Origin of the sequence: Hahella chejuensis KCTC 2396 (assembly GCF_000012985.1) — a bacterium.
Classification (GTDB): Bacteria; Pseudomonadota; Gammaproteobacteria; order Pseudomonadales; family Oleiphilaceae; genus Hahella; species Hahella chejuensis.
The window spans coordinates 6,431,279-6,457,102 of record NC_007645.1; the positions used below are offsets into that span (position 1 = coordinate 6,431,279).

Annotated in this window: 23 protein-coding genes and 1 pseudogene; 11 read left to right on the forward strand and 13 right to left on the reverse strand. The window is 55.6% G+C overall.

Annotated features, from left to right (window positions below; all coding sequences use genetic code 11):
• Window positions 1-124 precede the first annotated feature (124 nt).
• From HCH_RS28385 to HCH_RS28410, 6 genes are all read left to right on the forward strand, one after another.
• Complete coding sequence (locus HCH_RS28385) at window positions 125-913, forward strand: SDR family oxidoreductase (protein ID WP_011399998.1); 789 nt, start codon at window positions 125-127, stop codon at window positions 911-913.
• Window positions 914-1,027: 114 nt separating this feature from the next.
• A complete protein-coding gene (locus tag HCH_RS28390; RefSeq protein ID WP_011399999.1) occupies window positions 1,028-1,285 on the forward strand; it encodes a hypothetical protein in 258 nt (85 codons plus the stop codon).
• Window positions 1,278-1,847, forward strand: coding sequence for a DUF924 family protein (locus tag HCH_RS28395; protein WP_011400000.1), 570 nt, complete (start codon window positions 1,278-1,280; stop codon window positions 1,845-1,847). The genes HCH_RS28390 and HCH_RS28395 overlap by 8 nt, the downstream gene beginning before the upstream one ends.
• A 120-nt stretch (window positions 1,848-1,967) precedes the next feature.
• The gene (locus tag HCH_RS28400) at window positions 1,968-2,438 is read left to right on the forward strand and encodes a hypothetical protein (protein ID WP_011400001.1); all 471 of its coding nucleotides are present in this window, start codon (window positions 1,968-1,970) and stop codon (window positions 2,436-2,438) included.
• Between the two features lie 487 nt (window positions 2,439-2,925).
• Entirely contained in the window at window positions 2,926-5,598 is a 2,673-nt protein-coding gene (locus tag HCH_RS28405; RefSeq protein ID WP_011400002.1) for a response regulator, read from the forward strand.
• Between the two features lie 163 nt (window positions 5,599-5,761).
• Entirely contained in the window at window positions 5,762-7,387 is a 1,626-nt protein-coding gene (locus HCH_RS28410) for a methyl-accepting chemotaxis protein (RefSeq protein ID WP_011400003.1), read from the forward strand.
• Window positions 7,388-7,502: 115 nt separating this feature from the next.
• Here HCH_RS28410 and HCH_RS35305 read toward each other — a convergent pair whose 3' ends face one another.
• Entirely contained in the window at window positions 7,503-7,610 is a 108-nt protein-coding gene (locus tag HCH_RS35305; RefSeq protein WP_083769837.1) for a PEP-CTERM sorting domain-containing protein, read from the reverse strand.
• Window positions 7,611-8,028: 418 nt separating this feature from the next.
• Complete coding sequence (locus tag HCH_RS28415) at window positions 8,029-8,922, reverse strand: peptidoglycan DD-metalloendopeptidase family protein (protein ID WP_011400004.1); 894 nt, start codon at window positions 8,920-8,922, stop codon at window positions 8,029-8,031.
• 204 nt (window positions 8,923-9,126) lie between these two features.
• On the opposite strand from HCH_RS28415, the gene HCH_RS28420 reads away from it, so the two are divergent.
• Complete coding sequence (locus tag HCH_RS28420; protein ID WP_011400005.1) at window positions 9,127-9,918, forward strand: RMD1 family protein; 792 nt, start codon at window positions 9,127-9,129, stop codon at window positions 9,916-9,918.
• 34 nt (window positions 9,919-9,952) lie between these two features.
• Here the strand turns inward: HCH_RS28420 and egtD are convergent, their stop codons facing one another.
• Together egtD and egtB are read right to left on the reverse strand one after the other, a co-directional pair.
• Window positions 9,953-10,933: an L-histidine N(alpha)-methyltransferase gene (egtD, locus tag HCH_RS28425; protein WP_011400006.1), complete on the reverse strand. Its 981-nt coding sequence runs from the start codon at window positions 10,931-10,933 to the stop codon at window positions 9,953-9,955.
• Entirely contained in the window at window positions 10,926-12,221 is a 1,296-nt protein-coding gene (egtB, locus tag HCH_RS28430) for an ergothioneine biosynthesis protein EgtB (RefSeq protein WP_011400007.1), read from the reverse strand. Before egtB ends, egtD begins: the two co-directional genes overlap by 8 nt.
• 422 nt (window positions 12,222-12,643) lie before the next feature.
• Between egtB and HCH_RS28435 the strand changes: the two genes are divergently transcribed.
• Complete coding sequence (locus HCH_RS28435; RefSeq protein ID WP_011400008.1) at window positions 12,644-12,838, forward strand: DUF6316 family protein; 195 nt, start codon at window positions 12,644-12,646, stop codon at window positions 12,836-12,838.
• Window positions 12,839-13,018: 180 nt separating this feature from the next.
• On the forward strand, window positions 13,019-13,474 hold the full coding sequence (locus tag HCH_RS28440; protein ID WP_011400009.1) for a DUF2489 domain-containing protein: 456 nt from the start codon (window positions 13,019-13,021) through the stop codon (window positions 13,472-13,474).
• A 74-nt stretch (window positions 13,475-13,548) separates the two neighbouring features.
• Here HCH_RS28440 and HCH_RS28445 read toward each other — a convergent pair whose 3' ends face one another.
• The 4 genes and pseudogenes from HCH_RS28445 to HCH_RS28460 form a co-directional block, all read right to left on the reverse strand.
• Window positions 13,549-13,800 carry a hypothetical protein gene (locus HCH_RS28445; RefSeq protein WP_011400010.1) on the reverse strand — a complete coding sequence of 84 codons (252 nt, stop codon included), beginning with the start codon at window positions 13,798-13,800 and terminating at the stop codon, window positions 13,549-13,551.
• A 232-nt stretch (window positions 13,801-14,032) separates the two neighbouring features.
• Window positions 14,033-15,439, reverse strand: a complete 1,407-nt coding sequence (locus HCH_RS28450; protein WP_011400011.1) for an HDOD domain-containing protein — start codon at window positions 15,437-15,439, stop codon at window positions 14,033-14,035.
• A 160-nt stretch (window positions 15,440-15,599) separates the two neighbouring features.
• A pseudogene (gene recG, locus HCH_RS28455) lies at window positions 15,600-17,672 on the reverse strand (ATP-dependent DNA helicase RecG); the annotation flags it as partial.
• 21 nt (window positions 17,673-17,693) lie between these two features.
• Window positions 17,694-18,632 carry a hydrogen peroxide-inducible genes activator gene (locus HCH_RS28460; RefSeq protein ID WP_011400013.1) on the reverse strand — a complete coding sequence of 313 codons (939 nt, stop codon included), beginning with the start codon at window positions 18,630-18,632 and terminating at the stop codon, window positions 17,694-17,696.
• Window positions 18,633-18,950: 318 nt separating this feature from the next.
• Between HCH_RS28460 and HCH_RS28465 the strand changes: the two genes are divergently transcribed.
• Window positions 18,951-19,832, forward strand: coding sequence for a sugar nucleotide-binding protein (locus HCH_RS28465; RefSeq protein ID WP_011400014.1), 882 nt, complete (start codon window positions 18,951-18,953; stop codon window positions 19,830-19,832).
• Between the two features lie 65 nt (window positions 19,833-19,897).
• On the opposite strand, the gene HCH_RS28470 is transcribed toward HCH_RS28465, so the two are convergent.
• The 4 genes from HCH_RS28470 to gmk all read right to left on the reverse strand — a co-directional run bounded on the left by HCH_RS28470 (window position 19,898) and on the right by gmk (window position 23,645).
• A complete protein-coding gene (locus tag HCH_RS28470; protein WP_011400015.1) occupies window positions 19,898-20,284 on the reverse strand; it encodes a RidA family protein in 387 nt (128 codons plus the stop codon).
• Window positions 20,285-20,467: 183 nt separating this feature from the next.
• Complete coding sequence (locus tag HCH_RS28475) at window positions 20,468-22,597, reverse strand: RelA/SpoT family protein (protein WP_011400016.1); 2,130 nt, start codon at window positions 22,595-22,597, stop codon at window positions 20,468-20,470.
• A gap of 162 nt (window positions 22,598-22,759) precedes the next feature.
• Window positions 22,760-22,969, reverse strand: a complete 210-nt coding sequence (gene rpoZ / locus HCH_RS28480) for a DNA-directed RNA polymerase subunit omega (RefSeq protein WP_011400017.1) — start codon at window positions 22,967-22,969, stop codon at window positions 22,760-22,762.
• Window positions 22,970-23,018: 49 nt separating this feature from the next.
• Window positions 23,019-23,645, reverse strand: coding sequence for a guanylate kinase (gene gmk, locus HCH_RS28485; protein WP_011400018.1), 627 nt, complete (start codon window positions 23,643-23,645; stop codon window positions 23,019-23,021).
• 376 nt (window positions 23,646-24,021) lie between these two features.
• Between gmk and HCH_RS28490 the strand changes: the two genes are divergently transcribed.
• Window positions 24,022-24,981: a LysR family transcriptional regulator gene (locus tag HCH_RS28490; RefSeq protein ID WP_011400019.1), complete on the forward strand. Its 960-nt coding sequence runs from the start codon at window positions 24,022-24,024 to the stop codon at window positions 24,979-24,981.
• Window positions 24,982-25,102: 121 nt separating this feature from the next.
• Here HCH_RS28490 and HCH_RS28495 read toward each other — a convergent pair whose 3' ends face one another.
• Complete coding sequence (locus HCH_RS28495; RefSeq protein ID WP_011400020.1) at window positions 25,103-25,819, reverse strand: GMP synthase; 717 nt, start codon at window positions 25,817-25,819, stop codon at window positions 25,103-25,105.
• Window positions 25,820-25,824: the final 5 nt, after the last annotated feature.

A 25,824-nucleotide genomic window follows, 5' to 3' on the forward strand; every position in this document is an offset into this window, starting at 1 on the left:
TCTATTATTCGCAATTAATGGACAGATTATGCAGCAGCGCCGCCATTATGCGAAACACGCGCACAGATAGAATGCAATCAGGTCAGGCGTTCGTCTGACCCCTTCATCCACAGAGGAGCATGACATGAGTACGCAATCCCTTACCTCGCACACTCTCAAAGATAAAGTCGTTCTCGTTGGCGGCGGCGCCAAAAACCTGGGCGGCCTGTTGTCTCGCCACTTTGCCGAGGCTGGCGCCAGCGCAGTCGTTATTCATTACAACAGCGACGCCACTCATCAGGCGGCGGAAGAAACGCTCGCAGCAGTTAAGGCCGCTGGCGCTAAGGCGCTGATGGTTCAAGGAGATCTGACCCAGGTATCTGAGGTCACCCGCCTGTTTGACGCAGCCATTGAGACTTTCGGCCGCGTCGACGTGGCGGTGAACACCACAGGCATGGTTATCAAGAAATCGCTGCCGGAAATCAGCGAGTCTGACTATGACAAGATCTTCGCCATCAACTCCAAAGCCGCATTTTTCTTTATGCAGGAGGCCGGCAAAAAGCTCAGTGACGGCGGCAAGTTGTGCACGATCGTCACGTCTCTACTGGGAGCATTCACAGGCTATTACTCTATCTACGCCGGCAGTAAGGCGCCCGTGGAGCACTTCACCCGGGCAGCGGCCAAAGAGCTGGGCGAGCGCGGCATCTCCGTCACAGCCGTAGCGCCGGGTCCAATGGAAACGCCTTTCTTTTATGGCCAGGAGACGCAGGAGTCCGCTCACTATAACCAGACGGCGGCCGCCTTGAGCCCCTTCACCCGCACTGGTCTGACCGATCCCCAGGACATTGTCACACTGGTGCGCTATCTGGTTACGGAAGGTTGGTGGATCACCGGGCAAACCATTCTGGCCAATGGCGGTTACACCACGAAGTAGCCCGCCTTTCTGCAGGCCCCGGCGGCGCTATTCCGCCACCGGGGCCGTTCTACGCCTCGGCATAGGGTAGCCCCCTTCTTACGTTTTAAGTCAACCAACAGCGGAACCATAACCATGCACACACTTCTTGTGATCTTCGGCGGACTCTCCCTGCTGGCGATCTGTCTGATGCTTGGGCGCTATTTCGGCGCATTGGCCTTGGCGGCGCTGATCTTCATCCCTGTCTGGGCAGTCGCGGCCGCCATCAATATGTGGATTGGCGTTTCCCACGCCGGCTATTCCATTATGGAAGAAGCCCCTATATTCCTGCTCATCTTCGCCATTCCCTCTGCTGTCGCCCTGTTTTGTTGGTGGAGATTTTCCCGTGACTAGTCTTAATGCGCCGACAACACATTCCGCGCAGACGATCGCCGACGTTATCGCGTTTTGGTCAGACGCCGGCCCGCAACGCTGGTTCGCGAAAGACCCCGCCTTTGACGACATCTTTCGCGACCGGTTTCTTAAATTGCATATGCGCGCCGCAAAAAGAGAACTGGACCATTGGGCGCAATCGCCGGATGGCGCGCTGGCGTTGCTGATACTGTTGGACCAGTTCCCTCGTAACGCCTTCCGCGGCAGCGCGCACATGTACGCCACCGATGCGCTGGCGCTGCTGTTCGCAAAGACAGCGCTAACGCAGGGTTTCGACAAACAGATCGATCCTGCGTTGCGGTTGTTCTTTTATCTTCCCTTCGCACACTCTGAACATGAAGAAGATCAGCATCTGTCAGTGCGTCTTAATGCGCAATTAGGTGCTGACTACACCGCGCACGCCCGCAGCCACCGCAACATCATCCAGCGCTTCGGCCGCTTTCCTCATCGCAACGCCATGCTGGGACGCGTCACCACACAAACAGAGCAATTTTTTCTCGACGCCGGTGGATTCGCCGGATGACCGCCCCCCTTCGCGGGTTGCAAACCGTTACTGTCCGCTAAGAAAGAACAACTGAAATTGACTGAAGCATTAATTAGCATCACAGGTTATCGCTACAACACTGCAGAGGGTCGGTACACAATGCGTCTTTCCCCCGCCAAGCTGTTGCTCGTCATTCAGTGCTCCACCGTTCTTTTATCCGCTTTGATCATGATCGAAGGCAGCCGCGTCATGCACAGCGACCTGGTGAAAGGCGGACTGATGATCGCCATCTGCCCCCTTCTGTTGATGTTCCTGGGCCATCGTCTGGGTCGCGAGTGGGTGATTGAATCACTGTGCGCTTTGGACGACGAAGTCAGCCCGCAAGAGAGTGAGCGTAACGCCGCGGCTTCATTGCTGCGCCTGAGCACTATCTGCGTCAGCCGCACCCTGCTCAAACTGGTGGGCATTCTGTTGGCGGTGGTCGTCACTCCCGCCCTGTTGCTGCCGGAAATCCTGCAGACACCGGACCTGTGGCAACAAGCCCTCACAGGATCGATTGCAGTCATTCTGCTGCTGACCGCCGCCCAAGTTACTCACAACAGCCTGACTTCGCGCCCCTCCATGAAATAACCGCGTCGCCGTTGCGAAACCGCCACTGCGATTATTAATATGGCAATGATATTGGCATGTTAATCATCAGGCGCATGGATGCGCCTGCGCGGCGGCCAGCCGCGGGAGACAGGGCCTGACATGTGCAGGCCCTGTCGTTGCAGACAAATCGTCGCAGACAAATAGAAGGAAGCTATTTGTCTGCCTGATTAACAGCAACAAAGGCGCCGCGAAGAGTCCGTACTTTCCGAAGCGCCAGATGGACAATATCCATAGGCCCTCCGGTCGACTAGACTATCCAACACAGTCGTGTATGGAAATGCTGTAGCGAGTCAAGCGCCAAGCTAATCCGCCCGTTGAGGCGTTAGATGCTTGCAGCCGCTCGCCAGCGTCGACGGGGGCCGAGCGCAGGACAGCCTTTACTATAATTAGGTCTGTCAGCTTTTCGGCGTCACCACTGCTGCGCCTGAACCGGCGTGGCGAATAACAACAACCGCGCGTGTGAGTAGTGAAAAGGAAAGCCGAGTTACAGACCGCACAGAAATCGACCCAGGTGCGCAATGGATATGTGTTGCGCGTTATCGCCTGCATGATCGTTTTGTGCCTGCACATCGCGATATTCAAATTTTCCGGCCACCCGCTGATGTGGGGGCTGATCGTCCTGCACACGCTGATTTACCCTCATCTGGCTTATTTCTTTTCCGAGTCCAAGCAGCAAGAACTGGACAACATACTGGTGGATTCCTTCGCCTATGGCGCATGTATCGCGCTATGGGGCTTCAACCCTTTGATCACGCTCGCTTTCATCTGCGGAGCCTGGATGACCAATCTGGCCGCCGACGGGGCGATCTTCTTCTTCAAAGGCATCGTCGCCAATGTCACCGGAGCCCTGCTGACAGGCTTGATCACTGATTTTTATTTTCGCCCCAGCCTGGAGCTGACGCCCACGTTGATCGCCTCCGCCGGTCTATTCGGCTACACCATGAGCCTGGGTATGCTGCTGCATCGCATCAATCTCAAGCTCAACCAAACCAAACAACGCCTGCTGGAGCAGAAAGAGTCGCTGATCGACATCAGCTCACTGGCCCATGCGGTCAATACCCACCTCGAACTGGACCTGATCATGGGCCGGGTCATGCAGGCGCTAAGGCGTATCCAGCCGTTCGAGCAGGTTTACATCACGCTGTTCGAAGACAATATGGAGCGTCTGGTGCTGGTGAAAAGCTATGGCGATGCGTTGACGGCGCAGGAGGTGAAGCAGTCGGAGGGGTTCACGTTTTTCCTCCCCGAAGATGAAAACAGCATCTTCGTCCGCCCTTTGGTGAAAGACGAGCCGCTGTTTATTCCCCGGGTGCCACCCCCTGACGCCACGACCTCAAAAGTGGACAAGCGCCTCTACGATTTTCGCGCGCCCATATCCATCGCCTATTTCCCCCTGCACGTCGACAACAAAGTCATCGGCGGCTTTGGATTCGTCAACTACGTTCAACCTCTGGATCTGGACATCGCCGCCATCGAATCTATCGCCGAGTACCTGGTGCAGGTCGGCACCGCCGTGCGCAACGCGCAGCTTTTCGAACAGGCCCGGCAGGCCAAGGAGCAAGCGCTCAACGCCCAACGCGCGGCGGAAGTGTCGGAAGCCGCCAAAAGTCGTTTCCTCGCCAATATGAGTCACGAGATACGCACGCCCATGACAGCGATTCTCGGCTACTCGGAATCGCTGCGGGAGAGCAACCTGAGTCGCGAGGAGCGCAACCAGTTTATCGACATCATCGTGCGCAGCGGCCGCCACTTGCTCACCATCATTAATGACATACTCGATCTGTCGAAAATCGAGGCGGAGAAAATCGAAATCGAGCATATGCAGATCTCGTTGCCGAACCTGATTGAAGATCTGCGCTCTCACATCGGCATGCGCGCTCACGAAAAAGGCCTGACCCTGGACATCACGCCGAAATTACCGCTGCCCGCTCACTTCGAGTCGGACCCCACACGTCTCAAGCAGATCTTGTTCAATCTCGGCGCCAACGCCACCAAGTTCACCCACAAGGGGAGCATTCACTTCGGCGTCAGTTATGAGAAGGACACCAACCTGCTGCGTTTCACCGTCACTGACACAGGCATTGGACTGGGGCCGGGCGAGCTGAAGAAAATCTTCGAGCCCTTCGTGCAGGCGGACAGCTCCACCACTCGCCAATACGGCGGCACTGGACTGGGACTTTATATTTCCAGACAGTTGGCCCACATGCTCGGCGGCGAACTCACCGTTGACAGCTCCCAAGGAGAAGGCAGTCGCTTCAGCGTCACCATCAACGCTGGCGACTTAAGCCAGACGTCATGGATAAACAGTCTGGAGGAATTCGAGAAAGCCCGTCAGCGCCTGGAGTTGAACGGCGCCGCGTGGAGCGCCCCCCGCCTGCGCGGCAAAGTACTGCTGGCTGAGGACAATCTCGACAACCAGACACTGTTTCATCGCTTTCTGGTGGAAGCCGGCCTCAGCGTCACCCTGGCGAGCAATGGCAAACAAGCAGTGGAAACGGCGTCCGCGTCCCGCTTTGATCTGATTTTACTGGATATCCAGATGCCGGAAATGGGAGGCGATGAAGCCATTCTGCATCTACGCGAATTCAGCCAGACGCCCCCAGTGATCGCGTTGACCGCAAATGTTATGCGTCACCAGTTGGATGAATACCGGCAGCTGGGTTTTATTGACTTCATCGCCAAACCGATCGACCGCCTGCATTTTTATCAAAAACTGCGGCTTTACCTGCCAACCGTACCTGAGGACCTCACCGGCCGCATTCTGGTGGCGGAAGACAACGATGTGAACAGGCTACTGTTCAAACGTCAGATCGAGCGCATCGGCCCCGCCTTGACGGTAGTAACCGTAGAGAATGGCCAGGAAGCGCTGGAGGCGGCGTTGGCGGAAAGTTTCGACCTGATACTGATGGACATTCAAATGCCTGTCATGGATGGTTTGGAAGCGCTGCGCGCTTTACGCGCTCAGGGTTACGCCCAACCGGTTTACATTATTTCCGGCAATACCGAGCCCGCCGATATCGCTACCTACATGGAGTCTGGCGCGCAAGGCTATCTCGGCAAACCACTGGACCGGAATCAGCTCGATCAGCTTCTACAGGAGCTGCTCGGGCACTGCGCCACCGCCGCTCCCCAAGCCTGACATTCGCTCAAAAATCACCCACACTCCCACTAACGTTCAGCGTTCTGTCATAAAACTGCAACAAACGTGCGACATCCCGCCATAAATAGCAAAAATCCTTCTATATGCTATTACTTTATAGATACATATCACTCTTCGCTCTCATCCGTTTCCGGAGTCACTCATGCAATGGTTATCCAGAAGTTTGTTTAATCAGCTGTTAGCGGTCGTCGCCTTGAGCGGACTGTTGACGCTGGCGGCAGGCATTTTCAGCGCCCTCTCCAATGAGCGTCGCATCAGCGAGCTGGAATTGTCCCTCGCCAGAAATGGAGATCTACTGCAGGAAGCGAATGAGTCCGTGGCCTTGTTTAAAATTCAAGTGCAGGAGTGGAAAAACGTGCTGTTGCGGGGCAACAATCCGGATAACTTGAAAAAGTACTGGGACCGCTTTGTGGAGACGGAGTCCAAGGTTCAGGAAAAGGTTGCGGCCATCCGCCCGCTATTGCCGGAAGACTCAATGAAATCGATCCTGGATCAGTTTATAAACCGGCACAAGATCATGGGCCAGGCATATCGGGAAGGCTTTGCGGAGTTTAAGAGCGCAGGCTTTAATCCGCAGGCCGGCGATAACGCTGTATCCGGCATCGACAGAGAGCCCACCAAGCTTTTGCAGGATCTGGCGGACAGCCTGAAGGCGCATGTAACAGAGTCTTACAAACAAGCTCATACTGAATTCAGCAGCAGTTTCGCCTTCTGGAGCCTCGTTCTGGCTGCGGTGACGCTGGCGTCGGCGGTAATCGTGCTGACCCTGATCAATGTGCGCATCGTGCGCCCTACCCGCACCATCATCGACAAAATCACCAAACTCAGCCACGGCGAGCTGGGTCATGATTTCTCTTCCGACCGACAGGATGAGCTGGGAAGACTGGCCAATTCCGCCGCCGAGTTACAGACATTCCTCAGCGATTTCGCCACCGCCATGGACAAAACGGCGGTGGACCTCAGTGAAAACATCACTATCATTACTCGCGCTGCGGACGATATCGTTAACTGCTCTCAAGACTCCAACGGTCGCACTATTCATGTCGCCACCGCGATGCAGGAGATGACCGCAGCCTCGCAACAAGTCGCCGAGAACGCCAGCAATGCAGCGGAAGTGGCCCATGAAACAGATGTCGCGGCGAAAGACGGTATGGATGCGATGAAGCGCGCCAACGACGCCATCAAACGTCTGTCGCAGCAAGTATCGAGCAGCTCGGATACGGTGAAGAAGCTGGCGGAGGACACCAAAAACGTGGGCACCGTGCTAAACGTGATCCGTGGCATCGCCGAACAAACCAACCTCTTAGCCCTGAACGCCGCCATTGAAGCAGCCCGCGCGGGTGAGCAGGGACGCGGCTTCGCGGTGGTGGCGGATGAAGTACGCTCGCTGGCGCAGAAAACCCAGAACTCCACAGCGGAGATAGAGTCCATCATAGACAGTGTGCAAAACGGCGCTAAAAATACCGTATCCGTTATGGAGGCCAGTAATCGCATCACCGATGAGTGCAGCGGTTATTTCGCCAGCGCCTCGGAGAAACTCTCTTCCATCAGCGAAGCCATCGCCAAAGTAAACGCCTTGAATACTGAAGTGGCCACCGCTTCCGACGAGCAATTGTCGGTCTCTGAGGATATCGCCAAGAATCTGGAGGAAGTGTCGGAACTGACGGATGAGTCCGCACGCAACGCCACATCAGCCAAAGATAAGATCGGCCGTCTGAGCCATCTCGCCGAACGCGCCTCTGAGCTGTCATCCCGCCTGCGGCGCTAAGTCCGATCTCTTTTGCAATGCCCCTAAGACCAGGGAAGGTTTACGGCGAACTTTCTTCAGGGCAAAAAAAACCCTCTTAACATAACGCTAAGAGGGGTATTCACCGCCAATGAATTTAACCGTGTTTCTTGGATTTCATACTCCGATAGAGGATGATCGCCAAGAGCGCTATACCATACAGAGCCAACGTCGCAGGCTCGGGAACAGTTACTATCGGAGGCATACTTCATTCTCCCAACTGTCTGTATAACACTATTGCCCCATATACTGCACAGCCGAGGCCACAAAAATAAAATCATTTTAATAACAATGAGTTAATAACAATAAAAAGAAAGGTGAACTGGGTCACATGAGAATTTCGGGAAAAAAAGTCGCGAATGAGCCATCAACTGTAAAAATTACTGACTAGAGGTAACCGATTGGTCAGCTTTAAATCACTTTTTCACTTGAATTTGCCTTCTCCCCCTCCGCCGCACCAGACAACAGCGTAAGCCCATCGGCCTAGCCCTATAGACAAAGCCAGCTTGTTAACAGCCTTTTGTCCTATGCCCGAAATACGCGTAAAAAAAATGGACGCTTGGCGTCCATTCTTATATTGCATCAATGTTGACGCGTCATATATTCCGACAGGGATTAGGTCTTTACCAGCCAACCATTCGAGTTCTCTCCCTAATGGGATAGTCATTCCCCTCCGCGTCCTGCATGCGAAAGCGCAACGACTGCAAATCCAGTCCGACATTTCTGCGCACGACAAAGTGCAAATGCGGCCCGGTAGAAAAACCGGTGCTGCCGGAACGCGCCAGCGCCTGACCGCGCTCCACCCGATCACCAGGACGCACCTGTAAACTCCCCTGTAAAATATGCGCGTACATACCCGTAGTGCCATCGTCATGCAGTACCATGACGAAGTTGGCTTTATCCAGAAAATATGCGAATGCGGCGCTGCCGATGCTGTAATTCTCCTCCACCGCCATCACCACGCCTCCCCGGGCGGCGTGAATATAACTGCCGACAGGCATGGCGATATCCACCGCATAGGTGTTGGGCTCTTCCATATGAGAAAACTGACCGTTGAAGCCCTGGGAAATCATGTAGGACTCGCCACTGGCGAAGGGCGGCGAATAGATAACGGTATAATCGGGTTTGGCTTCGGGATCGCCGGGGATGTAATAGTACTGATAATCCACCTGCCCCTGAATCTTGAAGTGACGCGTGGAATCCGCTTCCACCAGGATGCTGTCGCGCTGATACTCTCCGGTTTTCCGTATCTGCAGCAGGAATTGCACAGGCCCCCGCCACGGATTCACGGCTGTCAGAATCGTGACGTTGTCCTCTATTTTGGAAGTAATGGAGGGTTTGTCCTGAGAATCCCGGGAGGAGGACAACTTCACCTGCTCATGCTTGCCCTGTTGCGGCGCTTTATCGGTGAAATGCCAACGACCACTGGCGTCTTGATACTTGTAGACGGTCTGCGCCGCACTGGAAAAAGCGCACAAACAGGCTGTCGCCAGAGTAAGGTAACGAAGGTATTTCAAAGGCGCGGGACTCCGGGTAGATAACTGCTTCTGAACGCAATGACAGCTTGAGCTGAGCGTCCTTAGGAAATATACCAATCCTGGGCTTTTCCGTCCTCTACCTTGTTCACTTTCGTGCTAAGCTCATTGAAGACGGCGCCGTTTCGCGCCCGGTATTCAGCGGGAGTGCGGGAACCGTCATTTTTTGTTAAATCAGGATTTTCGATGTTTCAGGATATCAGTTCATTGCTTATCCGGGCGCTTTATATTGGCGACCAGATAGATATTCGTCAGCTAGAAAAAGTAAAAGCCTGCGCCCGCAATCCACTTACTCTGATGGTGGAGCAGGAAGCCGCCTACGTGACCATCTTCCGCTACGGCGTAGTGGTGATGTTCAACGTCAAGCCTCAGGACGAGGCGGCGTTGATGCGGGAAATCATGCTGCATACCAAACGGCCGCTGGAAAAACCGGTTGTGGAAGAGTCGGAACTCTCCATCACCACCACGCCGTCAGATACCGTTGCTGACAACATCATCAGCGTGTTCGCGCCCACCGTGGAGAAACTACAGATTATCGCCGACGTTATGGCGAAATCCGTGATCCTGGAATTCTATGAACTGGAGGAAAGCCGCAACCTGGAGCGTATCAGTCCTCTTGCGGAATTCCTGCACTCCCAAGGCCGCACCGGCGCCAAGACACAGGAGTTGCTGAAGCAAATCGGTAAGGTTCTGCTGAATCAGCAGATCATGGTGGGTCGCGTCGAAGTAGGCGAAAAGCCGGACCTGCTGTGGGATTTTCCCGAGCTGGAGCGTTTCTACCTGCGTCTATCCGATGAGTTTGAAATACGGGAGCGGGACAAGGCGCTGGAGCGTAAAATGGAAATCATTTCGCGCACCTCGCAGACCGTGCTCGACATCATTACCGCCAAGCGCAGTCTGCGAGTAGAGTGGTATATCGTCATCCTGATCGTCTTTGAGATACTGCTGACGCTCTACGAGATGTTTTTCACTCATTAGTTCGTCGAATGCGGGGCCTCTCGGGCCCCGTTTCTCAATCCGTCATTCTGACGCCGCCCTCATACTGCAGCAAATGCATGCTGTACATATCGTCCTCCGCCAGCCATACCCGGCGCGACTGCCAGCCAGCGGAAGCCGCCAGGTTCTGAAAGCGCTCCACGGTGTACTTGTGAGAGTTTTCAGTATGGATGGTTTCGTCTTTCGACAAATGGAAGTACTTGCCGCCGACAGCGATAAACTGGTCGCACAGACTGCGCAAGTGCATCTCTATACGGCTTTTCACTTCATTGAACCGGGCTTCATGGGCAAACTGCTGCAGCGTCAGCTCTGCTCCCAGCTCCTGCTGCATTCGCCGTAACAGATTGAGATTGAACTCTCGCGTCACGCCACTGGCGTCATCGTAGGCGCGCAATAGAATGCGGCGGTCTTTCAGGGTATCCACGCCAACCAGCAAATACCCACCCTCTCCAAGTGTGCGGCCCACTCGATACAGGAAGCGCCGCGCGTCCTTCGCCTCCAGGTTGCCGATGGTGGAGCCGGGAAAAAAGCCCATGCGCGGCGCAGTGGTTTCCGGCAGCGGTTGCGCTTCCATGAAGTCGCCTACCACTGGCGTCACTTTCAATGCCGGATAACGCCTGCTCAGATTTTTTACGCTCTCCAACAAAAACGCTTTTGAGACGTCTATGGCGACGAATCCATCGACCTGGGGATGTGCATCCAGCAGTCGCTGCACCTTCTCACAGTTTCCGCAACCAAACTCCACAATCTGTCCGATATGCGGAAGTCTCTGCGCCATTTCCCTGGCCACGTAATCAATCATGCCCATTTCCGTGCGAGTCAGATAATACTCGTCCACTTCGCATATCTGCTCGAACAGCTCCGAACCGCGCTGGTCGTAAAAGTATTTACACGGCAGCGTTTTCGGCCAGCCGGACAGGCCTTGCACCACGTCCGCTAAAAACGCCTCATCAATGACTTCGTCTTCACATAGTTCCTTAATGACTGGTTCAATCATCTCGCGCCAACCTCACTCCTGTCGCCTGCCAACGTTGATGGGGATAAAAGAAATTGCGATAGCTGGCCCGCAACAACCGCCGCGGAGAGGTAAAGGCGCCTCCGCGCAACACAAACTGACCACACATAAACTTGCCGTTATATTCTCCCAGGGCTCCCTCCAAAGGTCTGAAGCCCGGGTACGGGGAATAGGCGCTCTGCGTCCATTCCCACACATTGCCGAACATATCCGCCAGGGCCTGTCCTTCCAGGGGCCGACTAACAGAGGGAGTCCAGCGCCCCTGTTCCATAAAATGGCCTGGCAAGACGCCCCCTGGCTCCCCTTCTTTGGCTATGCCCGCCAGGAAACTGCGAGCCGCGATCTCCCACTCGGCCTCATTGGGTAAACGCGCCTGAGCCCAGCGGGCGTATGCGTCCGCTTCAAAATAGTTCACATGGCACACCGACTCGTCCAGATTAAGAGGCGCCAGACCATGAGGAGTAAAACGCAGCCAGCCGCCGTCGCGCTTAATCCAGTAAAGGGGCGCGCGCCAGTCTTCCTGCATCCGCGCCGCCCAGCCGTCAGAAAGCCATAGTTTAGGGTCCTCATAGCCGCCGGCGTCCATAAAGGCCAGCCACTCGCCATTGGTCACAGGCCTGGAGGCGAGACGAAAGGGCGCCTGGAACACCTTGTGACGGGGACCTTCGCAGTCGTAACTGAAACCTTTGCCAAGCGCGCCGATTTCAAATAAACCGCCATCGCTGTCAAACCATTCAAGAGGGACGGCGGACTTGGATTCAGTATCAGAAGGAAGCGGCGGCTTCCAGGCGGGATAGGCGGGGTTAAAACTGAGAGCGTGCAGCATGTCGGTGATCATGAGTTCCTGATGCTGCATCTCATGATGCAGACCCAGTTCGACTCGCTGTAGTAGTTGCGGGTCCGGGTCAGGCTTGTTCAACAGGGCGAGGATATGACGATCGACATGCTTACGATACGCCAGCGCCTCTTCCAGAGACGGCCGGCTCAACATGCCTCGTCGAGCCCGGGGATGCCTCTCCCCCAACGCTTCGTAATAGGAATTGAAGTAATAGCGAAAGCCGTCGTTCATACGTTCATAACCGTTCATGAACGGGGCGAGAATCAGTTCTTCGAAAAACCAGCTTGTGTGGGCGAGATGCCACTTGATAGGACTGGCGTCGTTCATGGACTGCAGCAGCATATCCTCAACGCTTAATCCCTGGATCAGCTCATGGGAGGCGCCTCTGACGGCCGAAAAAAATTCAGCCAGAGTCTCCTTCGTCACCGCCATAGGTTCTATTCCTTGTTCTTGATGGGGTTTGACGTAGGCTGCCCGAACGGCGGATCAGAAGACGGCTGGCGCCGTCTGGTTCACAGCGGAAGTTCGGGTACTGCGAGCTCTCACATCACCATAGCAGACAAATTTCACAAATGCCTGATCAATTAACGCTCTCCCGGAGGACGACTATAATTGGCCGCCATAGCCCATGGGGCCCGGGCTTGCAGGCCCTGACGCCTTTAAAATTCAATGCATCCAGTAGGAACCCAGGCGCCATTTTCAATCTCCCTGCTTCGGCGTTTATACCTGCACGCCCCGTGAAACAGTACTTTTTATAGCCAATAAGTCTAACAATAGATCAAAAAACAACCTAACCTTAAAATAGGTTCTTATGCCCATTTCCTCGTAGTCCAAGCAGTAAGAGGTAGCAGGCTATGAAAGTACGCGCAGGCGAAGCCGACCGTTCCTGGTTCCGTAGTGAGCGATTCATCCATACTTCCGACGGGTGGTATTTCATGACTCGAGAAAACACCCAGGAAGGCCCTTACCGATCCATCACCGAAGCTGAAAACGAACTGGCCATGTATATCCGCATGACCATTCAGGCAGACCAGTTCTCCAACGCCTGAACCTGCTTTCGCGCATCTTCCCCACTATCCTGCCGCGCCTGTGTGACAGAACCATGTCCCTGGCCAGGTCATTGTGGCGCGGGTATCATTTTGCCGCCGGATCGCCAATAATCTGCACCATGATCATGTCGGCGCGAGGCCGGCGTCCGCGCGAATTGAATACCTACCGGAATTGCCCCAATGTCTGCTTCTTTACAATGGATTCTTATTTTGGTCGGTGTGGCCGCTTGTCTGTTTCTGGGATTTTTTATCCGCCGCCAGCTCCATGTTTTACGGGAACACCGCCGACTGGAAGCGGAGCAGCAAAGCCGCACTGCGGCGAATCGCGCCCGCGCTATCGAAAGCATCACAGTGCTGGCCCGCTGCATCCTGTCTGATCAGGTGGAACTGTCCGAAGGCAGCATCCGCATAAAAGTATTGCTCGACGCCGTCGACCCCAGCCTGCATGAACAGGAGCCCTACGCCATCTTCAGTAAGATCTACAAAGAAACCGAGCACATGCCCACACATGGCGCCCGTAAGGCAGTGGACAAACGCTTTCTATTCAAGCTGGACAAACAACGCTGGGACCTGGAGGAAAAGTACCGAGAGCAGATTATCAGTGCTTCCAGGGCGATTCTGGAGCACTCATTCTGAAGACAGCCGTCCTTCAATAAAAGCCCCGCAGGACGGGGCAAAAGGACTAAAGTCTCTGGGGTTTACACTAAGAATTAATTCCAGAGCTTCGGAGGAACCACGCCTCGGGACACAAGTTCTTTAATCAGTTCCGGCTCCAGTTCATGCGCGAACTTGCGGAAATATTTCTGGATAATGATGTCTGACGATTGCGATGACTTGGTAATAAGCTCCATGCGCGAACTTTCTTCAGAAAGCCGGTACCGTTCACCGAATCGACGGCGGAACTGATACTCCAACTGCTGCAAGTGATAAATGCTGGCTTGATTGAAAATAAGCGCGCCCATGACAGCCCTCCTGTCGGTAAAGTTTATCAAGCGCCTTCAGTAATGGGTTATTGCGTCCGTTCGACGGCCTTGATTGGTGGCCTTGGGAACGGATCGGTTGGTTGATGGTTCTTAAAGAGCTTACAACTTAACTATAGACACAGTTTCGAAATAATGTGAAACCTGTCACATTATTTTTTAATTCCCGCTAACACAAAGTAACCACGAAGGGGAGCTTAATCCTGGAAACGGATCAACTGCGTGTGGCCTCCGCCAGATTGTCCGCCAGACTCTTCATATCCTCGGACATGCTGAGCAACTCCTGCAGCACTTCCTCGGCGCGCTCGCGGGTCAGACCGAGATAGTCCCATACGGACTGCGGCGCGGGCTGAGCCGGGCCTTCGCCGATGCCGTGTTTACGCAGCAGTTGGGTGGCGACGAACAGCAAGGCGCTGTAAACCGAATAATCGCCGTTGTAGTAGGGGTTTTTCTGATAACGCAGCGCCATGCAGACTTCTTCCGGCATATTCCACATTTCCATCAGCTTGCCGCCCATTTGCTCACGGGTGATGCCTAACAAATACTGCTCGCAATTCTCAGAGTCCACATGCCGGTTGGCTTCACTGTAACGGCATATCAAAGAGAAGTGCGGTGGAAAAACATGCGCTAACACCAAATAACCAAAGTTGTGCAGTAACCCGACCAGATAAGCCAGTCCAAATTCGGGACGGCGCTCTTTAGGAATCGCCGTGGTCAGCGCGCCGCACAGCGTCGCGGTCCACACTGACTGCTCCCAATAGGGCGTAAAGCCATCGCCGCGCTCCTCTGGAACTTCCAGCGTTCTGCCCAACGCCAGCCCCATAGACAGGTTCATGACCAGATCAAACCCCAGCACCCGCACAATGGCGTCATGCACGGAGCGAATCTTGCCCGGCGCGGCGTAAAATGAGGAGCTGGCCCAACTGACCACCTGGGCCGACAGGCTGGGGTCCGTCTCCACAATGTCCGCCAGCTCGGAAATGCCGGCTTCCGGGTCCACGCGCAGTTTGATAATGCGTTGGGCGGTTTCCGGTAACGGCGGCATTTCCAGGGTATCCTCCAGACGACGCTGAATACGCAGGCTGGTGAAGCTGGAAATGGCCTTGTTGATCTGATCCATGTCTTTCGCCGGCTGGTTATGATTAACGGCGATTTCAGGTAGGCGCACGCTGATCTGCATGCTCTTGACGGCGCCCATAGCGGCTTCAAACAGACGCCGGCTCATGCACAGGTATTTGTCTTCTTCCGAGGACGGCAGATAAATCTCTTCGAATGCGCTCAAGCGGGCGTCGATCACCGCTTCGCAGCCAGTTAGATCCGGCAGCGCCGGGACTTCATACCATTGCAGGCGTTTGCGCAGTTCATCCAGTTCCGCCAGAGGCAAAGCCCGCAAGTTGCGGCCGGCGCCTTCATTCAGGCGATCCAGGTCAAGTATGGTGCTTTCTGGTATCACCGCCTGCAGAACGCCGGTCTCATCGTGCAGCATAATCGCCCGCACTCTCGCTTCCGTCGGCGCGTCTTTGCCCGTTACCTCCCGCACTTTAGCGGCATCTTCCGCCAAGTCGCTCCTTTGAGTGCTGTAGTCCTCTAATAAACGCGCAACGGCTGCTGGAACGGCCATATCTCTTATCGCCTCATATGGAAGAAATAAAATAAACCGGCTTCTTATATCAGGTGGGTTTTTCATCATTACTTTAATTGTAGCTTAGCAGGTTTCGGGGGTTCTGCTGGCTTAAGGTTTCTTTTGTAATGATTGGTAAAGGATTGCTGCGCGCGCCGCTCTAAACTTTGCCGTACAGCGCGCGGTGGCCGATCCAGCGACGGATAAGGGCTTCTGTGACATCGGGCTGATCAATGACGCTCAAGGCCATTTCCTTCACCACCGGCAACCATTGACGGTCCCGTTGCAGATCGGCGATGCGGAACTGAATCAAACCGGTTTGGCGGGTGCCGAGCACTTCTCCCGGCCCGCGAATCTCCAGATCCTTCTCCGCAATGACAAAGCCGTCGTTACTATCCCGCATGACCTGCATGCGCGCTTTGCCGGCCAGGGACAGCGGTGGGTGATACATCAGCACGCAATAACTCTCATGGCTGCCGCGACCGACCCGGCCGCGTAGCTGATGCAATTGCGCCAGTCCCAGGCGCTCCGGGTTCTCGATGATCATCAGACTGGCGTTAGGAACGTCCACGCCAACTTCGATGACAGTGGTAGCCACCAACAAGTGCAGACGGTTGTGCTTGAAGTCATCCATGACGGCGGTTTTCTCCGCCGCCTTCATTCGCCCGTGCACCAGGCCTACGCGCAAATCCGGCAGGGCTTCCGCCAAGTTCGCCGCCGTCGCTTCCGCAGCCTGGCACTGCAACACTTCGGACTCCTCGATCAGAGTGCACACCCAATAGGCCTGACGTCCTTCGAGACAGACTTTTCGCACCCGCTCCACCACATCGTCCCGCTTAATATCGGGTATGACCGCCGTCACCACGGGCGTGCGTCCCGGCGGCAGTTCGTCGATCACGGAGGTGTCCAGATCCGCGTAGGCGCTCATCGCCAGGGTGCGGGGAATCGGCGTCGCGGTCATGATCAGCTGATGCGGCGCCTGTCCGGAGCGCGCGCCTTTCTCCCGCAGCGATAGCCGCTGATGCACGCCGAAACGGTGCTGTTCGTCGATAATAGCGAGACCTAGTCGGGCGAACTCAACTTGGTCCTGAAACAAGGCATGGGTGCCGATAGCCAATTGCGCTGCGCCGGATGAAATCGCATCCAGCACTTTTTGCCGCTCACTGGCCTTAAGCTTACCGTTAAGCCACACCACGCTGACGCCCAGAGGCTCCAGCCACTGGCTAAGCGTTTTGTAATGCTGCTCGGACAGTATTTCCGTCGGCGCCATCAACGCCGCCTGATGGCCGGCTTCAATAGCGCACAAGGCCGACGCCGCAGCAACAACGGTCTTGCCGGAGCCGACGTCACCCTGCACCAGACGCAACATGGGAACCATGGCGCGCACATCCTGTTCGATCTCCCCGATCACGCGTTTCTGCGCGCCGGTCAGAGCGAAAGGCAACTGCTCGATAAAGCGCTGTTGTAAAACGCCGGCTCTCAGCGCCGGGGCCGGTTGCGACTGCACTTCCTGCCGCAACTGCAAGAGGCTGAGGTGGTGCGCCAGCAGCTCTTCCGCCACCAGACGTTGTTGATTGGGATGACGACTTTCCGCCAGCGCCGTCACATTGGCGCCTACCGGCGGGTGATGCAGGTAGTCCAGCGCCGCATTCAATTCCGGCATCTGATAATGGCTGCGTAACTCCTGGGGCAGCCAGTCTTTGATGGGGTAACGGCGCATCAGCGTCAGAGCCTGCTGGCATAGATCGCGTAACCGTTTTTGCATTAGCCCTTCAGTGGTTGGATAAATAGGCGTAAGACGTTGCTCCATTTCCGCTGGCTTTAGCTCGTCCACCTGCGTGGTTTCGGGGTGGTACATTTCCAGCCCGCTACGGCCGAGGCGAGCCTCGCCATAGCATAGAAATTTGCGGCCAGGGCTGAAGCGATTTTTTTGCTGCGCGGTGAAGTAGTAAAAACGCAGGCCGATCTCACCGCTATCGTCGCGCACCCGCACCAGCAGACTGCGTTTGCGTCCCAGCTCGACCCGGGAGTCCACCACGGTCGCTTCGACTTGCGCTGGCATACCCACTCGAACCTGCGCAACCGGCGTCACTCGGGTGCGATCCTCATAACGCAGGGGCAAGTGAAACAGCAGGTCTTGCACCGTATGCAGGCCCAGCTTCGCCAGCTTTTCCGCCAGGGCCGGCCCGACGCCCTTCAGTTCGGTCAACGGCTGTTCGATAGACACGCTGCGGCGATCCTTTTCCGTCTTTCTTTAACTGGCGCGCTTCTCAACTACCCGGCACTGCCCCGCCGCCAAAGCCACCATATCGATCGCTTTCGGGCGCGGGAAGGTGACGCGCCAGGCCAGTCCCACCGTACGGTAGGGCGCAGGAGATTTGAATGGCCGCGTCGTCAGCAAGCCGCTGGCGTAGCGGTCTTCCCGCACGGCGGACAAAGGCAGAACGGTGATGCCAAGGCCGGAAGCGACCATGTGGCGAATGGTTTCCAGCGAACTGCCTTCTGTGATGATATGCGCAGACCGGTCGCTGCGGGCCGGCTCTTTACCCATACGGTTGAACAGTTCCGGACAGGCGTCCAGCACCTGATCGCGGAAACAATGTCCTGGGCCCAATAACAGCAAGTCGTGGGCGGGCAGCATTTCACTGTCGATTTCGTCGTATTGAGTCAGTTCGTGGTCTTCCGGCATCAGTACGACGAACGGCTCGTCATACAGCGGCAGGGTCACCACTTCCGGCTCATTGAAGGGCAGCGCCACGATAATGGCGTCCAGCTCGGAGTGGCGCAGTTTTTCCCGCAATACGGCGGTGTAGTTCTCTTCTATATACAGCGGCATTTGCGGCGCCGCCCGGTGCAATTCAGGCATCAGATGGGGAAACAGATATGGCCCGATAGTATAAATCGCACCGACGCGCAGCGGCTGAGACAACTGGTCTTTACCCGCCTGGGCGATATCCTTGATGACGCTGACCTGATCCAGCACGCGCAACGCCTGATCTACAACGCGCTTGCCGGTGTCAGTAACGGTGATGTGGCTCTTGCTGCGCTCGAACAGGGTGACCCCGAGTTCATCCTCCAGTTTTTTCACCGCCACGCTCAAGGTGGGCTGACTGACGAAACAGCGCTCAGCGGCGCGGCCGAAATGCTTCTCTTCAGCCAGAGTGACAATGTAACGCAATTCAGTCAGGGTCATGTGTTTCTCACTATGTTGTTTACCATCCGTTAAGCGCCCAGTCATCTTTCCGGACGACTACTTATCGGCTCAAATCTCTTTATGGACAGTCGTCAGGAGCAGGCGTTCCTGTATCTCCCCCCTGGAAAACCATTTCCGAGCGCCAGGGAATACTCTACCCTGCATCACTGGTTTTCAAGGGTTCCTAATGCGCCAATCTATACGCCTGGCGCGCCGGTTAAGAAACCACCTCGCGGACTTGTCTTAATAGTCTGATCGTATTGAACTTTTCGACTTAATAGCCAAGAGCTAGCATAAGCCTGATTGGAGATAGACGCAATGCATCAACCACGCCTGTTATTACTCGGTTTCGGGGCGTTGAATCGCCAAGTGGCGGCGCGCCTGCATGACCGTTTCGACATCCTCGCGGTATCGCGTACGCCGCAACAGCCAGAGGGCGTCGCCCATTATGCGCTGGACCTGGAGCAGGACGCTTTAGACGACCTGCCCGACGATATCGACGTCGCCATCTATTGTCTCACGCCCTCCGCCTTTACCCCAGAGGGCTACGAAGCCGTCTATGTAAAAAGCCTGCAACGCGTTCTGGAGCGCCTGCGCAGCAGTTCGATCAGGCGCTTGCTGTTTGTTTCTTCCACCAGTGTGTATGGCCAGGAAAACGACGAATGGGTCGATGAAGACAGCGTCACGGAACCTTCCGGCTTCTCCGGCGCCACTCTACTGAAAGCGGAGTCCTTGCTGGCGGACTCTGATATCGCCACCACCGTCGTACGTTTTTCCGGCATCTATGGCGCTGGCCGCACACGCTTGTTGCAGCAGGCGCTGGATGGTCAGGTCGCCCTTTCGGGCCCTAGCGGCTATACCAATCGCATCCATGAACAGGACGCCGTAGGCGTTTTATGTCACTTGACGGAACTTGCCGCCGACAAGCCGCTGCAATCCTGCTATCTGGCCAGTGACTGCGAGCCGGTGCGCATGCACGAAGTGGCGCAATGGATTCGGGAACAAGCCTGCTCACGCGTGGAGTGCGCGCCGGAAGCGGCGCCAGCCCAACAAAAGCGTCGCGCAGGCAGTAAACGCTGCGCCAACCAACGACTACGGGCCAGTGGCTTTCACTTCCGCTATCCCACATTCAGAGAAGGCTATGGGGAAATGATTGAGGCCTATATCGCCGAGAGCGGGCGGGAGAACTCAAAAGAATAGTTGTCAAGCGTCAGCAGAGAAGGCTTCCCGGTCCAGAATCGGACCGGGGAAAAGAAATCAACGGATCAGGAAGTCACCATGATGCCGTCCATTTCCACCAAAGAACCTTTCGGCAGCTGGGAAATGCCGATGGCGGCGCGAGCGGGATAAGGCTCCTTGAAATAAGTCGCCATGATTTCATTGACGGTAGCGAAGTTGCTCAGGTCAGTCAGATAGATATTCAGCTTGACGATATCGCCCAGGTCGCCGCCAGCGGCGCGGCATACCGCGCGCAGGTTATCGAATACTTGTCTGGTCTGTTCGGCGAAATCGCCGCTCACCAGCTCCATGGTCTCAGGGTTCAATGGAATCTGACCGGACAGGTACACGGTTTGACCGGCTTTAACCGCCTGGGAGTAGGTGCCGATCGCCTTGGGCGCATTTTCGGTCTGGATAACGGATTTATTAGTCATATCTGTTGCCTCATTATTCTCGTTCCGCCGCGGACAACGCCGCATTGGATATAGTTACCGCCGATACTGTGTTGAAAGAACGGCATCTTACCGGATTTCTCCGGTTTGCGAATACTGTCAGACAGTATTCAGGAAACGGATCAGCCAGCAGGATAGATAGGTTGGCGCGGCGTTCCTGGCCGCTTAGTGTTTCACCCTGGAAATGGAAGTGACCGCCAGCAAATGGCGCAAGCGACGCATGACGCGAGCCAGATGGATACGGCCCTGAACTTTGATGATCAGGCTCACCACGCTGAGACGGGCGTTTTGCTCTTCCACATTGATTTTTTCGATATTGCCGTCGGCCATGGTGACCGCGCTGGCGATTTCGGCGATGACGCCCCGCTGACGCTCCACTTCCACCCGCAAGGCCACAGAGAACTCGTCGGTGATGTTCTTGGCCCAGGTCAAATGGATGCAGTGCTCGGGGTCGTGAAGGAATTTCTTGATCTTGTCGCAGGTCTCGGAGTGAATCATCAGGCCTGCGCCGCGATTGATGACGCCGACGATAGGATCGCCGGGAATCGGTTTACAGCAGTGCGCCAGATTCAACACCTGGCCATCAGCGCCTTCCACCATCAAGGACGGCTTGTTGTCGTCCTCGCGGTATTCCATGTCATGGCTTTCCGTCGGTTCGCCATCTGACACCAGTTGCCGGGCCACGATATACGCCATGCGGCTGCCCAGCCCGATTTCCTCCAGCAGCCTGTCGAAGCTGCTCGCCTGATTGTGCTTGAGCACTTTCTCTTTGTGCTGCTCGTTGATGTCGTCGAGTCGCTTGCCGAACGCCTGCAGATTTTTCTTCAGGAGACGACGTCCCAGTTCACGGGATTCGCTTTGGCGCTGCTGCTTCAGATAGTGGCGGATGTTGCTCTTCGCCTTGCCGGTGACGACAAAGTTGAGCCACCCCGGGTTCGGCTTGGCGCCGGGCGCGGTAATGATTTCCACCGTTTGTCCGCTCTTCAGCGGCATGCTGAGCGACGCCAGATGCTTGTTGATGCGGCAGGCGACAGTGGAGTTGCCGATATCCGTGTGTATCGCGTAGGCGAAATCCACCGGGGTCGCCCCGCCGGGCAGCTCCATGATGCGGCCTTTCGGAGTGAATATGTAGATTTCGTCCGGGAACAAGTCGATTTTGACGTGCTCGATAAATTCCAGGGAGTCGTCCGCCCGCTCGCGCAACTCCATCAAATCCTTCACCCACTTCTGCGCCCGCATCTGCTGATTGTCCGCCAGGTCGGAGGTTGCGCTCTTATAAACCCAATGCGCCGCAATGCCGCTGTTGGCGACTTTGTCCATTTCTTCGGTGCGGATCTGGATTTCGATATTGACGTGGGAGCCGAACAGCGTGGTGTGAATGGATTGATAACCGTTGGCCTTGGGCAGGGCGATATAATCTTTGAAGCGGCCCGGCACAGGCTTGTACATGCCGTGGACCACCCCGAGGGTTCGGTAACAGCTGTCCACCGAGTCGGTAATAATGCGGAAGGCGTATACGTCCATGATGTCATGGAATGAACGCCGCTTGGCCTTCATCTTCTGGTAAATGCTGTGCAGGTGTTTCTCCCTGCCCTGAATACGCACGGAGAGACCGCGCTCTTTCAGTTTGCCTTCCAGCTTGTGCTTGATCTCTTCGATGATCTCGTAATGGGTGCCGCGCAGTTTGCGCACCGCTTCCTGAATATACTTGGCGCGCATCGGGAACATGGCCTGAAAGCCGAGGTCTTCAAGCTCCACGCACATGGTGTGGATGCCAAGGCGATTAGCGATCGGCGCGTAGATATCCAGCGTCTCCGTCGCGATGCGTCGGCGCTTCTCCGGTTTCAATGGCCCCAGCGTGCGCATGTTGTGCAGACGGTCCGCCAGCTTCACCAGGATAACGCGAATGTCCTTGGCCATGGCCAAAGTCATCTTTTGAAAGTTTTCCGCCTGGGCTTCCGCTTTGGACTTGAACTCGATCTGAGTCAGCTTACTGACGCCGTCCACCAGTTCGGCGATGCTCTCTCCGAATTGGCTGCTGAGCGCGTCCTTGGGTATGCCGGTGTCTTCGATCACGTCGTGCAGCATAGCAGCCGCGAGACACTGATGATCCAGTTGCAGGTCGGCCAGGAGATTAGCCACCGCCAGTGGGTGGGTGATGTAAGGCTCGCCGCTTTGCCGGTATTGCCCCTCATGCGCCTGCTCGGCGTAGTAAAACGCTCGCCGCACCACATTGATATGGTGGTTATCCAGATAGGTTTTCAAACGTTCAGCAAGCGCATCAATCGTCGGCACAAGGGACCTTCACAACATAAGCGGTACACAAAATAAAAATGGCGGAGATGAAAAAAACCGGGCGATCAACCCAGATTTTTTACAGCTGTATAAATCAATATAAAGATAAAGAGGGGAATTTCAAGAGAGGGTGAAGTCAGGCCCCTTTGCGGGGCCCGGACGTTAGTCTTCGTCTTGCTCAAGCATCTCAGATGTGATGAGGCCTGCAGCGATTTCGCGCAGTGCGACGACAGTGGGCTTATCATTTTCCCACTCGACTTTAGGGTCTTTGCCATACTGGCTGATCTGACGAGCGCGCTTTGAAGCCAGCATGACCAGCTCAAAACGGTTATCTACATGATCCAGACAATCTTCAACGGTTACTCGCGCCATAACACACCCTTTACCAGTGCCAGTTCAGAAAATGACCGCGTAGTTTAGGCTAACTCGACTGGGATGACAACATCCCGCGTAGCTCTGCTTCGAAGCGCACCTGCTGCACGGACAAACGCAGCCGCTCAGCCCGGAAAACGGACTTCAATTCTTCCAGCGCATGATCGAAGTCGTCGTTGAATACAAGATAGTCGTATTCCGGATAATGGGAAATTTCATTAGCCGCTTCCTGCAAACGACGCTGAATCACTTCGGCGCTGTCCTGCCCGCGAGACTCCAGGCGCTGTTGCAAGGCTTCCAGAGAAGGCGGCAGGATGAATATGGATTTGGCTTCTGGACGCAACTTGCGCACCTGTTGCGCGCCCTGCCAGTCAATTTCCAGGATAACGTCAACGCCTTTCGCCAAAGTGGACTCCACCCATGCCTGCGACGTGCCGTAGAAATTGCCGAACACTTCCGCGTGCTCCAGGAAGTCTCCCGCCTGAGCCTGCGCCAGAAACTCTTCGCGGGAGATGAAAAAGTAATTCACTCCATCCTGTTCACCTGGACGCACCTGACGAGTCGTGTGGGAAATGGAGACTTGCGCCAGTTTATCTTCTTTGAGTAAAGCCGACACCAAACTGGTCTTACCCGCCCCGGAGGGCGCTGAAATAATATATAACTGACCTCTGGCCATGAGATATCCTTCGTTATTCTGGGTACTGCCGAAAAATGATTAAGTAATCCGGTCAGTTAACAAATCAAGTTAACCAACACGCTCTAGTTAACCAACAATATTAATATGGCAATGATATTGGCATGTTAATCATCAGGCGCATGGATGCGCCTGCGCGGCGGCTGGCCGCGGGAGACAGGGCCTGACCTGTGCAGGCCCTGTCGTTGCAGACAAATAGAAGGAAGCTATTTGTCTGCCTGATTAGCTATTTGTCTGCCTGATTAATAGTACCAGAGTTGTGATGGGTTGTAGCGGACCTTTGCATTCCGGCCTCGCTCCGTGCAATCCTGCAACAGGCGATTAACGCCCATGCAAACAACCGTGATTCGTAGAAGTTATGGCAACACGTTTCGGTTTCGATCTCCGCGCTCTAAGCATTTTCGCCCATGTCGCCAAGACCGGGAATATGAGCCATTCCGCAGAGCAGCTGGGGATGACGCAAAGCTCTATTTCCCAGGCCTTGTCCAAACTGGAGGAATCGCTGCAGACCCGGCTGTTCGACCGCACCGTACGCCCCATGGAACTGACCAGCGCCGGACGCTTTCTGTATGACCGCAGCACGCGGCTGTTGCAGGAGGCGGAACAAACCAGCCAGGCCATTCTGCAATCGGACTTTGCGCAATTGCGCCTGATAAAGATCGCGTTAACCGATTCCATCGTCACCTCGGTGGGACGATCGCTGCTGGATGCGGTGAAAAAACGCGCGCACGACTGGTCGATCAGCACAGGTCTGTCGCATCTGCACGGCCATTCCCTGCTCTCGCGCAATACCGATATTATTATCTCCGATGACGCTTTGGAGGACTACGCCGATCTATCCCGCTATCGCATTTTGCGGGAACCCTTCATTCTCGCGCTGCCCAATGACTATGACGGCCCCGTTGACGATCTCAATAAGCTGGCGTCGGAATTGGATTTCGTGCGCTACGGCGCCCACTCCCTCATTGCACGGGGGATCGAACGGCATCTGCGCGCAGTGCGGGTGGAAGCGCCGGACCGGCTGCAGCTGGACAACTCTTACGCCATTGTCTCCGCCGTATCAGCGGGTATGGGCTGGACCATCACCACGCCCCTGTGCCTGTTCCAAAGCGGCATCAAGCAACATCACGTACAGATTCGCCGATTACCAGGGGAACAGCTGTTCCGCTCCATTACCTTGACGGCCCGCAAAGGCGAATTGGGCGACCTGCCCCGGGAAGTCGCCCAGGACTGCATCGCCATTCTCAAGCAGGACTTCCTGGCGCTGATGGCGACTGAACATCCCTGGATGATGGAATATCTGACATTGGGGGATTAACCCAAAAAAACGGCCGCGCCCTGCGCCGCCCAAGGGGACGCGAGCGCAGCCAAAGAGGGTTGAGGGGAAACGACGCAGAGCCAGACTCTACGTGTTCGTTGTCATGTGCAGAGAGAGCGGCTTAACGAGTCAGCCGCCCGCCTGCGAAAAAGTTAATAATCCATTGCATCATCAGACGATCGTCCACCGGCGCCGACAGCGATGTCTTGCCTTCGCGGATGCGAGGCGCGGGAATGCGATCCGTACGCTTATCCATCAACGCGCTGGAATAAGCCTTGCTGAACTCGGGATGTCCTTGCACCGTCATCAGGTCAGAGCCGTACTGCAACAGGTAATAGGGACAGAAGCCGCTGCTCGCCAGCACCTCCGCGCCTTCCGGCAACTGCGTAATCTGATCCTGGTGGCTGACCACCAGATCCAGGGAAGGCTGATAAGGCTCCATCCAGTTTTTACGCACGCCTATTTGATTGAAGGACATGCCCACTCCCCAGCCGCGATTGGACTTCTCCACCTGCCCGCCCAGCGCCTTGGCCAGCAACTGATGCCCAAAGCAGACGCCTACGAACTTGACCCCCGCCGTAGCGACCGCCAGTAAAAAACTCTCCAGCTTCTCGATCCATTGCGCGCCATCATTCACGCCGTAACGGCTGCCAGTGGTGATATAGCCGTCGCAGGCGTCGACGGAGTCCGGCAGTTCGCCGTCCACCGCCCGATAAGTGACGAAGGTCCATTCCGGCGCCAGTTCTCCCAGCGCCGCTTCAAACATCGCCGGATAATTCCCGAACTCCGACTGCAGCTCCTCCATAACGTCGTCACACTGTAAAATGCCGATTCTCATCCGCC

Coding starts and splice junctions, on each gene's coding strand:
- HCH_RS28385 (WP_011399998.1), top strand. CDS start 125: ATGAGTACGCAATCCCTTACCTCGCACACTCTCAAAGATAAAGTCGTT.
- HCH_RS28390 (WP_011399999.1), top strand. CDS start 1,028: ATGCACACACTTCTTGTGATCTTCGGCGGACTCTCCCTGCTGGCGATC.
- HCH_RS28400 (WP_011400001.1), top strand. CDS start 1,968: ATGCGTCTTTCCCCCGCCAAGCTGTTGCTCGTCATTCAGTGCTCCACC.
- HCH_RS28410 (WP_011400003.1), top strand. CDS start 5,762: ATGCAATGGTTATCCAGAAGTTTGTTTAATCAGCTGTTAGCGGTCGTC.
- HCH_RS35305 (WP_083769837.1), bottom strand. CDS start 7,610: ATGCCTCCGATAGTAACTGTTCCCGAGCCTGCGACGTTGGCTCTGTAT.
- HCH_RS28420 (WP_011400005.1), top strand. CDS start 9,127: ATGTTTCAGGATATCAGTTCATTGCTTATCCGGGCGCTTTATATTGGC.
- egtD (WP_011400006.1), bottom strand. CDS start 10,933: ATGATTGAACCAGTCATTAAGGAACTATGTGAAGACGAAGTCATTGAT.
- egtB (WP_011400007.1), bottom strand. CDS start 12,221: ATGGCGGTGACGAAGGAGACTCTGGCTGAATTTTTTTCGGCCGTCAGA.
- HCH_RS28435 (WP_011400008.1), top strand. CDS start 12,644: ATGAAAGTACGCGCAGGCGAAGCCGACCGTTCCTGGTTCCGTAGTGAG.
- HCH_RS28440 (WP_011400009.1), top strand. CDS start 13,019: ATGTCTGCTTCTTTACAATGGATTCTTATTTTGGTCGGTGTGGCCGCT.
- HCH_RS28445 (WP_011400010.1), bottom strand. CDS start 13,800: ATGGGCGCGCTTATTTTCAATCAAGCCAGCATTTATCACTTGCAGCAG.
- HCH_RS28450 (WP_011400011.1), bottom strand. CDS start 15,439: ATGGCCGTTCCAGCAGCCGTTGCGCGTTTATTAGAGGACTACAGCACT.
- HCH_RS28460 (WP_011400013.1), bottom strand. CDS start 18,632: ATGACCCTGACTGAATTGCGTTACATTGTCACTCTGGCTGAAGAGAAG.
- HCH_RS28465 (WP_011400014.1), top strand. CDS start 18,951: ATGCATCAACCACGCCTGTTATTACTCGGTTTCGGGGCGTTGAATCGC.
- HCH_RS28470 (WP_011400015.1), bottom strand. CDS start 20,284: ATGACTAATAAATCCGTTATCCAGACCGAAAATGCGCCCAAGGCGATC.
- rpoZ (WP_011400017.1), bottom strand. CDS start 22,969: ATGGCGCGAGTAACCGTTGAAGATTGTCTGGATCATGTAGATAACCGT.
- gmk (WP_011400018.1), bottom strand. CDS start 23,645: ATGGCCAGAGGTCAGTTATATATTATTTCAGCGCCCTCCGGGGCGGGT.
- HCH_RS28490 (WP_011400019.1), top strand. CDS start 24,022: ATGGCAACACGTTTCGGTTTCGATCTCCGCGCTCTAAGCATTTTCGCC.
- HCH_RS28495 (WP_011400020.1), bottom strand. CDS start 25,819: ATGAGAATCGGCATTTTACAGTGTGACGACGTTATGGAGGAGCTGCAG.